At 53.8% G+C, this 10,999-nt stretch carries 10 protein-coding genes; all 10 read right to left on the reverse strand.

Going from position 1 to position 10,999, the window contains the following annotated elements; translation table 11 throughout:
- The coding region (gene rlmD / locus L692_RS0125705) for a 23S rRNA (uracil(1939)-C(5))-methyltransferase RlmD (RefSeq protein ID WP_025702760.1) at positions 1 to 1,486 on the reverse strand (1,486 nt) is incomplete at its 3' end.
- Between the two features lie 206 nt (positions 1,487 to 1,692).
- Positions 1,693 to 2,709, reverse strand: a complete 1,017-nt coding sequence (locus L692_RS0125710) for an HD-GYP domain-containing protein (RefSeq protein ID WP_025702761.1) — start codon at positions 2,707 to 2,709, stop codon at positions 1,693 to 1,695.
- Between the two features lie 143 nt (positions 2,710 to 2,852).
- Entirely contained in the window at positions 2,853 to 3,431 is a 579-nt protein-coding gene (locus L692_RS0125715) for a class I SAM-dependent methyltransferase (protein WP_025702762.1), read from the reverse strand.
- Positions 3,428 to 4,057, reverse strand: a complete 630-nt coding sequence (locus L692_RS30255; protein WP_025702763.1) for a class I SAM-dependent methyltransferase — start codon at positions 4,055 to 4,057, stop codon at positions 3,428 to 3,430. The genes L692_RS0125715 and L692_RS30255 overlap by 4 nt, the downstream gene beginning before the upstream one ends.
- Before the next feature lie 146 nt (positions 4,058 to 4,203).
- The gene (locus L692_RS0125725) at positions 4,204 to 4,572 is read right to left on the reverse strand and encodes a DUF4180 domain-containing protein (protein ID WP_025702764.1); all 369 of its coding nucleotides are present in this window, start codon (positions 4,570 to 4,572) and stop codon (positions 4,204 to 4,206) included.
- A gap of 303 nt (positions 4,573 to 4,875) precedes the next feature.
- Positions 4,876 to 6,117, reverse strand: coding sequence for an MFS transporter (locus L692_RS0125730; protein WP_025702765.1), 1,242 nt, complete (start codon positions 6,115 to 6,117; stop codon positions 4,876 to 4,878).
- Between the two features lie 214 nt (positions 6,118 to 6,331).
- A complete protein-coding gene (locus L692_RS0125735) occupies positions 6,332 to 8,521 on the reverse strand; it encodes an alpha-galactosidase (RefSeq protein WP_025702766.1) in 2,190 nt (729 codons plus the stop codon).
- An 89-nt stretch (positions 8,522 to 8,610) separates the two neighbouring features.
- Positions 8,611 to 9,636, reverse strand: coding sequence for a LacI family DNA-binding transcriptional regulator (locus L692_RS0125740; protein WP_025702767.1), 1,026 nt, complete (start codon positions 9,634 to 9,636; stop codon positions 8,611 to 8,613).
- A gap of 182 nt (positions 9,637 to 9,818) precedes the next feature.
- Positions 9,819 to 10,676: a shikimate dehydrogenase gene (aroE, locus tag L692_RS0125745; RefSeq protein ID WP_025702768.1), complete on the reverse strand. Its 858-nt coding sequence runs from the start codon at positions 10,674 to 10,676 to the stop codon at positions 9,819 to 9,821.
- Positions 10,677 to 10,690: 14 nt separating this feature from the next.
- On the reverse strand, positions 10,691 to 10,999 hold a 309-nt coding region (locus L692_RS30260; RefSeq protein ID WP_025702769.1), incomplete at its 5' end, for a DUF2271 domain-containing protein.

Here is a 10,999-nt window from a genome sequence, read left to right on the forward strand (position 1 = left end):
CCCCCCCCCCCCATCCCATCCATAATACGCACTCCACATGACTCGTCTGCGGGAACATATCGACCGGCTGGACCCACTGGATGGCATAGCCGCCGTCCAGCAGCACCTTGCAGTCCTTCGCCAGGGTCGCAGGGTTGCAGGAGACATAGACGAACCGGTTCGGCTTGGTGCGCAGCACCGTTTCCAGGAACCGGGGGTCAAGTCCCGTCCGGGGCGGGTCGGCAACGATGACGTCGGGGGTCAGGCCGGCTTTGGCCCAGCGCGGCAGCAGCTCCTCGGCGACTCCGGTATGGAAGCTGACGTTGCTGCGGCCGTTGCGTGCGGCGTTCCGCTTCGCGTCCTCCACCGCTTCCGGGATCGCCTCGATGCCGCGCACTTCCTTGGCGTAAGGCGCAAGCCACAGGCCAATCGTGCCGGTGCCGCAGTAAGCGTCCACCACGGTCTCCCTGCCGGTCAGGCCGGCCGCCGCGCGCACCGATTCGTACAGCTTGACCGTCGCTTGCGGATTAAGCTGGAAGAACGCGCGCGGCGAGAGCGAGAACTGCAAATCGCCCAGCGACTCTTCCATCGTGTCCTCGCCCCACAGGGGAATGGTCCGGTCTCCGAAGATGAGCGGAGTCTTCTTCGGATTGACATTCAGGGCGATTCCGGTTGCCTCCGGCAGTGTCAATCGGAGAAGCCTTACGAGGTCGTCCTGGCGGGGCAGCCTGGCGCTCGCGGCAACAAGCGTTACCTGCAAATGGCCGGACTGAAAGCCGTACCGGACCACGATCGTCCGAACGCCCTCTTTGGCGCCGCTTTCCTTATGCAGCGGAATCTGGAGTTCTTCCAGCACCGATTTTACTTTGTCCACGGCTTCGTTGACCTTCGGATGCTGAATCGGACACCCGCTGATGTCGACAATGTCGTGGCTGCCCGCCTCGTACAGACCGGCGACGACCTCGCTTCCCTTCCTTTTCAACTGGAGCTGGGCCTTGTTGCGGTAATTCCACGGATGCTCCATGCCGAGCATCGGCTTGATCTTCACCTCTTCCAGACCGGCATAACGGGAAAATGCCTCCCGCACAAGCTCCGTCTTGGCCCGCAGCTGGCCTTCGTAGGAGATATGCTGAATCTGGCAGCCGCCGCAGACTCCGAACACCGGACAGGGCGGCTCGATACGATCCGGCGATCTTTTCTCCACCTCAAGCAGCCTTGCCTTGATGAACTTCGGCTGAAGCTGCGTTACCTCGGCCTTCACGACTTCCTCCGGCAGCGCCCCGTCGATAAAGACAGCCTTGCGCCGGTAATATCCGATGCCTTCGCCGTTAATGCCAAGCCGCTTGACCGTTACAACGATGCGGTCTCCGGTGCGCAGTTCTTCGGCATGACTCCGGCCCGCTGCTGCCGATGCCCGCTCCGGGCGCCGTTCACTCCCGGAACGCTTGCCCCTCGGATGTCCGCTATATGCTGCGTTTCCCTTGAAGGGACGCTTATGCTCATTCATGAAGGTTCTCCATTCTCTTGTGCTTTTTTCGTGTCCACTATACCATGCTGGAGGAAGGAAAGCCATCGGCGGGCCCATCCCAAACGGCTGCTTCCGGCATGCTCCCCTTGCGCGCAGCCGCAGGACAACCATCCGGCGCAAAAAAGAACGGCTGCGCTTCTTCCCGGAAGGCAACCGTTTCTCTTTTTACCAAGCAGCTTCGATTTCTAGCTCAGGATGTGACTGATGTGAATATTTCGGTTCCGGCTTAAATCCAGCAGGGAATCCTCGATCTTGACTAGCGGATGCAGGTCATCAAGCGCATTAATGTGAACTACCTCCGCCAATCGCCCGTCGGTCAGCACCACTTTTTTGCCCAGCAGCGCATGAATCATTTTATCCAGAAGGAGCGAGACAATTTCCGGGTTCAGCTCTCCGAACGAGCCTTGACGCATCAAGGTAACGACTTGGTAAAAAGGCATAGGGTCCTGATGCGGCCGCTTGGACGAAATCGCGTGGAACACATCCGCAACCGCGACAATCTGGCTCCAGTAGTCGATCTCCCCTTTTTTCAAATGCAGGGGATAGCCGCTTCCATCCAGCCGTTCATGATGCTGCAAGGCGACAAGCATGACACGCGGGCTTAGGCCCACGGTTCCCTTGAGGATTTCATAGCCGTATATGGTGTGCCGCCTCATTTCAACCAGCTCCTCTTTCGTCAGCTTTCCCGGCTTTATCAGAAGCTCCTGCGGAATCCGGACCTTGCCGATGTCATGCATGGTGGCCGCCAGCGACAGCAGCGCAAGCTCCGACTCCTCCAGATTCAGCCATTGCCCGATCAGGGTGGATAGTACGCCAACGCCGATATTATGCTGATGAGTGTATTCATCCTTAGCTTTGACGGACTCCAGCAGCTCCAACAGATCGGGATGCCTGGAGATGTGGCGCACAACGGGGATCAGCCCGTTCTTGATTTCAATCAGGGGCACCTTGCGGTCGTAATGAAGCCGGTCGAACAAAGTCTTGGAATAATTGGCGGCCTCTTGTATCAGCCTCGAGGGAGCAGCACCCGGCGTTGGAACCTCCGCAGCTTGTACGAGAACATCCACGGGGTTGATCTCATGCTGCTGAAGCAAACGGAGCGTATCTTCATTAAGGACGGAACCCGCAGGCACAAGCACAGCGCCATTTCTATTTACAATGTCAAATTTCGCTTTCTTACCTGTTAAATGTTCAAAAGACATCTTCATCAACTCCATTTTCTGCTATGCATGCACATATGATTTGACCCCGAGGCCTGACTTGCCGCTTACTGGACAATAGGTTGTCTGGAACTATTATACATCCTTCTACAAAAGACAAAGCTCATGAAATAAGGTATCCTTCTTTACAATGCCGGCAAAGGAGCCTGGAAAACAATCGAGTAATAGGTATCCGCCCAGATATTCACGCTGATGATATATGCGCCGCCAGCCTCCAGATAAAGCCGCATCGACTCCAGAGAAATACGGTGGCCGGGCTTTCCATCGGCGCGGGGGTGCAGCCATTCCACGATCAGACCTCGGCCGCCGGGCTTCAGCACCCGGAGCATTTCCTGAATCGCTAGCCGGGGAGCGCTCAGAATATGCAGCAGGAGCGACGCAATAGCCATATCGACCGCGCCATCCTCCAGCGGAAGATGTTCCGCGGCGCCTTCGGCCACCACGATGTTGGTCTTTGCCGAATCCCGGGCGCGGCCGCGCAGCACATCAAGCATATAGGGCGAGGCGTCCACCGCATACACGCGCCCCTCCGTCCGATCCGCAGCGGCGAATGCGAAGTAGCCTCCTCCCGCTCCGATATCGAGCACATCGTCACCGTTCTCAAGCCCCGCCAGGTCAAGCAGTTCCTCCGGCGGTATCCCGCTTAGCCGCTCCTGCGACTCCAGCCGCTCCAGCCCGGCGCGTTCCTGTTGATGATGGTTCATACCGCACCTCTGTTGCTTTTTACTTTTTGGATATGCTCGAATATTCCCTCAATTATGACTTTCGGTTTGCCATAATAAGCTTCGGCCGTTTCCTTCAGGCTTCTCTCCTTCCACCCCGTAAACAATTCTCTGCAAGAGTCCAGGGTGTAGTAATAACGTTCAATCGGCTGCTGCTCCGCCGCTTCGGCATTGTTGACCGAGTTCAGACGAATGAGCAGCAGCCCGCCAAGCCTCAGCATACGTCCGATTTCTGCAATAATCCGGGTCATCGAATCCTTGTCAAAATAGTGCAGGGACAGGCTGGCGATAACCGCAGCAAAGGACTTGTCCGCAAAAGGAAACGGCTGCCGCGTATCATGCGGGACAAGAGCCGCTTCCGGCACCTTTTTCCTGACTATGGAAAGGGCGGCCTCCGAGAAGTCAGTGGCGGTCACCTGATAGCCATGCTCCGCAAGTACCCGCGTATCGCTTCCGTTGCCGCAGCCGATTTCGAGAACCTGCTTGCCCTGCAATGCTTCAAGGTCAGGTTGATATCTCTGAAACCAGGATGAATCATTCTCAAGCCCGATGTCTTGTATCCGGCCAAACACTTGATTCCAGTAACTTTGCGGAGTGACGGATTGCAATTCGAACTCCCTCCTCTATATAAGAATACATTACCGCAAGACAGGCGTATGCTCAACGATCAGGACACCGCCAAGAAGCCGCATGAAAAAAGACGCCCGGTTACAATGGACCGTACGTCTTATATATCGGACATTCTCTGCCGTATTCACACTACAATCTCATGCAGCGCATCCAGCGCCTCGGCCTCCGTTCGCTTGAACTGCACTTTTGTTCCCTGGTTGCACTCGTAGATGAAGTCGTTCAGGCTCTTGCTGTGATAGCCGCCAAAATCGCCCACAATCGCAAAGATCATATTATAGTTGATATACTTCTGCAAAATCTCCCCCGCAAGCCCTGTTCTCAGCTCGAAGAAATCCTCGGTGATGCTCTCTTTTCTCAGGAGCATTTTGTCACACCCATGATAACGGGCAGTCACCATTAAATCCAGCGCGTCATTAACGCTGTCAATAATGAGATTGTCGCTTGAGATTACAGCCACTTTTGAATCGTTTCGCCGATCTACTATGACTTCCATTTCGTTAAACTCCTTTGTTCATATTCCTGGGAAATCGCTCCATCCAGCTTGCTCCCTTTGCCGTCAATCTTATCATGAAAAATGTCCCTTACGGAACAACCGCTCCCCAAGAAGGGAAGCGGCCTCCGATCGTAACTCTTCTGTTGCCTTACGGATGGGTTGTTCCGAGCATTTACTTCAATTTATTGTATACCCGGTAGAGGATTTGGGCGGTCTCCGCTCTTGTGGCCGTACCGGCAGGGTTGAGTCCCGATCCGCTTCCTTGTACGATGCCGGTTCCTTCACTTCTCTACCCTATGTGGCTCAGCTCACTTCTTGAGCGCTTACATTTTTCACAATAACCATCTTTTTGCCGGATAATGTGAAGATAGAGATGGCGGTGAATACCAGAGCAATGGAACCTAATAGCAAGTATGCGCTTTTAAATCCAACCGTATCATACATGTTCCCCGCGATGGTCGACAGGAAGATGGCTCCTACCTGCTTGGAGAACTGAAAGCCGATCAGATAAATCGTTGCCGACAATCTCGCGTCGAAGTTGGCCGAGATGTATTTGAAGACCGCTACCAGCAGAATCGGAACCTCCAGGGCATGCATTAATTTCAGCAGGCTGATCGCAACCGCTCCGTCCGCCACGCTTGATCCCAGAATCCGGATGGACATGATGAAGCCCGCATACAGCAGGGCATTTTTCGCCCCGATTTTATTGATAATAAACGGAGCCAGAATCATTACAATCGCTTCCAAAAAGATTTGCAGCGTGACGAGGTTCCCAAAGACCTGAGTTCCCTTCTCCGGCGAGGAGAAGAAATGAGTGAAATATACGGCAAACTGTTGATCGTACACATCGTAGATGCAGCCGACGCCAAGGACATACAGCACGAACATCCAGAACTTCTTATTCTTGAACAAGTCGAGGGTAGAGCCTTTGGGGGGCGCCGCCGCTTTATCCGCATTCACCGCGTCAGGTTCAGGATTTCCCATCTTGGCAAAAGAGAACACGACCGCCAGCAACAGGGCCATCCCTGTGCCGATCCAGAAGATCAAATCGGGGTTCGTATTGAACAAATTTCCTGTAACAAAGGTGCTTGCCGCAGCGCCAATGTTACCGAATACTCTGACCCGTCCGTATTCAAACCCGTTCAGATGACTGACTCTCTCAATGTACGCTTCAATCGCGCCAACGCCGCCATTGAAAATTGCTCCCAGGTAAGCGCCGCCAATTACAGCGGCCACAATAATATTCGTCTTGAGCAAAGCCGGAAACAAGTAAACGAAGAACGGTCCGATGAATATGAGCAGTCCGATAAACACCCACAGCAGGCTCTTCTTCAAGCCAAGCTTATCCGACATGATTCCGAAGAACGGCTGAAAGCAAATGGCCGCAATCGATATGGCCGAAAAAATAACCCCTGTCTTGGTGGAATTAAGCCCGCCCTCCTGAGTCAGCCATAGAGATAGGAACATCGTGCAAGCGGCCCAAATAAAGAAGTACAGCATGAAGAATACCCCAAAAATCCAATAATTCCGGTTAAGCGTTCTCATTAATTCTCCTCCTCCAGTATACTATTGCTCGCAACAGGTAAAACGCTTTCTTAAATATAACTAGTTAACTTCCGGTTATTTTTACTAAACCAAGTATATCAAAGATAACGCATACATTCAATAGCTGGTTTACATTATCTGAAAAATAGTTCTAAAGACAGTAAAAAAGCCTTTCCGCATGGGAAAGGCTGCTTATTTTACTTCGCTTTATGAATTAAACTTCAGTAAAATACCAGACATGGCTGTGGAAATCCCGCTCCGCCTCCGCAGGAATACTCAGGCCGACGTAAGCCAGCTCATCGCCGCCATATACCTCATCCGTTCCGGCCAGCCGGTATTTCCTGGTTACATCGATTCCATTCAGCTTCAGGAACTTGAGCGGAGCCGCAGGCTCGGCCAGAACATTGAAATAGAACGCAATGGCTTCCTTCTTGTCGCGACCTGTGAACAGCCAGGCGGTATCATTGCCTTCAAACGGGCTGAGCAGGCGATAGAAATCGCCGAATTGAATCAGGCTCCGGATCTCCTTGTATCTGGCGACCTGCTGCTTGACCGTCTCTTTCTCTTCATCCGTCAGCTTGGTCAGATCCAGCTCATAGCCCAGGTTGCCGGACATCGCCACATCGCCCCGCATCTCCATGGAAGTAATCCGGTGAACCTGGTGGTTCGGAACCGCAGATACATGGGAGCCCATCGAAATGATCGGGTACACAAGACTTGTGCCATACTGGATTTTGAGCCGGGAAATCGCGTCGGTATTATCGCTTGTCCACGTCTGCGGCATATAGTAGAGAATACCCGGATCGAACCTTCCTCCCCCGCCGGAGCAGCTCTCAAACAGAACTTCGGGAAAGGCCGAAGTGATGGCGTCCATGACCTTGTACAGCCCAAGCATGTAGCGATGCGCCGTCTCCCTCTGTCTGTCCGCTGGCAGGGACGCCGAGCCAATCTCCGTCATATGGCGGTTCATATCCCATTTCACGTAGGAAATCGGAACCGTGCCAAGGATCGCGCTGACCTGTCTGATAATTTCTTCACAAACCTCTTCCCGCGAAAAATCAAGAATCAGCTGATTGCGGCTCTCGGAACGGGGGCGATCCGGCACATGGAGGCACCAATCCGGATGTTTCCGGTACAAATCGCTGTCCACCGAGATCATTTCAGGCTCGAACCAGAGCCCGAACTGGAGTCCAAGCGCTTGCACACGCTCCGCCAGGTTGTCCAGCCCTTCCGGCAGCTTCTCCCGGTCAACGAACCAGTCGCCGAGCGAGGACTTGTCGTCATTTCTTTTTTCAAACCAGCCATCGTCAAGCACAAACAGCTCGATTCCAAGCTCCTTCCCTGCGCTCGCGATATCCAGTATTTTGTCCGCATTGAAATCGAAGTACGTTGCTTCCCAGTTGTTCACCAGAACAGGCCGCTCTTTGTCGCGGTGAAGTCCTCGGGTCAGCCGGGTGCGGTATAACTCGTGGAAGGTTCTCGACATTTCCCCCAGTCCGTCAGGAGAGTAGACCATAACCGCCTCGGGCGCCTGGAATTCTTCGCCGGGTTCCAGCTTCCAGCTAAAATCAAAAGGATTAATCCCCACCGTCACTCTTGTATTATTAAACTGATCGACCTCGGCCTGGGCGAGGAAGTTGCCGCTGTACACAAAGTTAAAAGCGAACACCTCGCCGGAGGTTTCATTCGCGCCAGGTCTGAGCAGGGCTATGAACGGGTTATGCTGGTGGCTGCTGGCGCCACGGGAACTCTCAATGGACTGGATGCCATGTCTGAGCGGCCGTCTTTCGATATGTCTCTCTTTTACATGGGCACCATACAAATGGAGGAAGTCGAAGTCGGCGTCATGGAAATCCACGCAAAGACTGAGCGCCCGCAGCAGCTTCAGGGACTCGGAGCCCTTGTTCGCGAACCGCACCGATCTCGTAATGACATTGAACTGCTCAAACACGGTATAGCTTAAAAGGACCCGCAGTCCGGATACGTTATCCTCCAGCACGATTTCCAGCGTCTCCGCTTCCTGCTCATTCTCCACATACGTCGCGGGAAGGCCCTCCAGAGCGGGTTTCCCCTTAACAATGGCATGGGATATGTAGCGCAAATCGGATACTGTCGACCCGTTCTCAAGCTGGGCCTGATAAGCGGGCTTCCGGTAATCCGTATTCCCGTATTGAGGATACTCCTGCGGCAGCGTGTCGAGGGAGAAGGCGCGGTCCTCCTTGTACGGATTTCCGGAAAATCCCCGGTCGAGCAGTTGGATGCGGTTGGAGTGGCGGTATTCGTTGATTTTTCTTCCCCAATATAGGTGGAGCAGGAAGCCGTCACGGACAATTCCCATCACATAACTGGTGTCCTTGGCTTGCAAATGAAACAGTCGGTTCTCTGCGTCAAAATGAATTCCCATAAGACAATATCACTCCTTAAAGGTTTTGGCAGCATCTGCGAAAGCATCTGCATAGTTTGGCGGCTGGCATGCGTGCGGATATATGGTGTTCATGCTTTGGGCCCTGTGCTTTCTCTTACAACAAGCTCGGTCGGCAAAGTTACTCTTAGCGGCACTTCTCTGTCGTTCCTCATGCGGTCAACCAACAGCTTCACCGCCGTTCTTCCCATCTCTTCCGTGTGGACCTTGACCGTGGACAGCGTCGGATTCAGGAAGGCGGAGGCTTCGATATCATCAAAGCTGAAGATGGAAATATCGCCGGGAACCTTGATGCCTGCTTCATGCAGCGCCTTCATGGCGCCTATGGCCATAGGGTCGCTGGCAACCACAACAGCACTCGGAAAAGGCCTCCTGCCAATGAGCTGCTTCATCAGGGTGTATCCGCTCATCGGCCCGAATTCTCCTACCAGAACGTTCTCCGATTGAAAAAGTCCCTCTTCCTGCATGATTCTCTTGTAGGTGCTCAGCCGGAGATCCTCTTTCTCAATCACTCTGCCATTATGGATGCTACGGATTAAGCCTTTGCCGCCAATGTAGGCGATCTCGCGGTGGCCGGCGCTGAACAGGTAGTTCAAAATTTTTCGGGTAGCGGCTTCAAAGTCGGAAATGACAGCATCATAGTTCTCTTCCTCGGGCAAGAAGTCGACAAATACAATATTGCGATTCTGACCGTAAGCCTCTTTAAGCTCCTCGCTGTTGACGTCTCCCAGAACAACAAGTCCGTCAAGACCGGTCATTCTGTCCGGGGAAAAATCGCTTTTGCCAACATTGAAGACCGAGGCAATCTTGACCGAATATTGATCGCACACGCTCTCCACGCCTTGTCTCATGGACATGAAATAAGGGTCGATGGCTTCATCATTCGTCAGAACAAGACCGATGCTATAAGCTTCCTTGTCCTGGGACGCTTTGGCTCTCCTTCTTCTTGCAGGCTTGTAATTCAGTTCAGTCACAGCTTCCAGAACCCTCTTCCTCGTCTCACCCGAGACGGACAGCGAGGGGTCATTGTTCAATATTCTGGACACTGTAGCCGTTGAGACATTTGCGGATTCCGCGATATCCTTGATTCTCGTCATTTTGCTCACAACCTCATTAATTTACTAAGAAATTTACTTAATACTTAGTAAACTTCGTATTCCTAATATACCAAAGAAATCGTTTTCAATCAATGTTTTATACAAAAATCCCGAGCCTGCCTGCTAGGGCTTGCCCGGGATTTAAGTTAAAGCGCTGATTATTCACGATAAGCAGGAGGATTTCAGGCCAGCCCGAACTCCTGTTTCAGCGTTTGCGTCATAATATCGACAGGAGCCTCGACTCCCGTCCATAAGGTGAAATTAACCGCCCCTTGATTGACCAGCATGCCGAGTCCGTTGATGGTCTTCGCTCCGCGCCGCCCGGCCTCCTGCAAGAACAAGGTGTTGGGATCATTGAAGATCACGTCGCTGACCGCCATGTTCGGCTTGACCGTATCGTAGTTCACGTCCGGTTTATCGTTGACATTCGGGTACAGCCCCACCGAAGTGGCATTGACCAGGATGTCGGTATTCTCCGGCACTTCGAGCGCCTTGTCCCACGGAATATACTCGGCCGCTGCGCCAGTCCGCTCATTGATGAGTCCGGCAAGCTCTGTGCCGCGCGTGCTGTCGCGATTGGCGATATACACCTTGGACGCGCCCGCCAGCGCGCATTCCACGCTGATGGCCCGGGCCGCGCCGCCCGCCCCGAGCACCGTGACGATCTTGCCCTCCACCGTTATGCCTTCATTCGTGAGCGAGGTCAAGAACCCTTTGCCGTCCGTATTCTCTCCCCACAGCTTGCCGTCCTTATTCACGACCATATTGACGGCGCCGATCAATTCCGCCGCTTCCGACAGCTCATCCAGATAGCGAAGCACCTCGACCTTGTGGGGAATGGTCAGGTTGATCCCGCGCATATGAAGCACGCGCACCGCCTTCATGGCAACCTCCAGGTCGCCTTCGTTCACCTTGATCGTCAGATACCGGTAGTCGAGGCCCTTGGCTTGAAACGCCGCCTCCTCCATCACTCCGGTTGGATTCTCATCAATCGGGCACCCGAAGGCCCCCACAAGCTCCGAACGGTAATTCTTACCCATGTCCATTCCTCCTCTTATGGTGTATATACGGCGGTCACCTGTCCAATCATGCCGCTCTGCGCGGCTTCCTCGGTCGTATATTTCACGGCGGCCTCCACCGTTGTCCGCTCTTTGCCGACCTCAATGGTTCCCTCATACAAAATCCGGTTCTCCCAGCGGGTCGTCCCCTCCACATAGAACCGGTAATTTCCCTTGGGAACAGGGCTGCCCTGCCCATCCTTGCAGTCCCAGGCAAACTTCAACTGCCCGCTGGACAGAGTCGCCCCCGAGACCGCGTCCGCCTCTTCCGGGGAAGCCTGCGCCAGTCCCGAATGCTCCACCCA

It is taken from the genome of Paenibacillus forsythiae T98 (genome assembly GCF_000520735.1).
GTDB lineage: Bacteria > Bacillota > Bacilli > Paenibacillales > Paenibacillaceae > Paenibacillus_AQ > Paenibacillus_AQ forsythiae.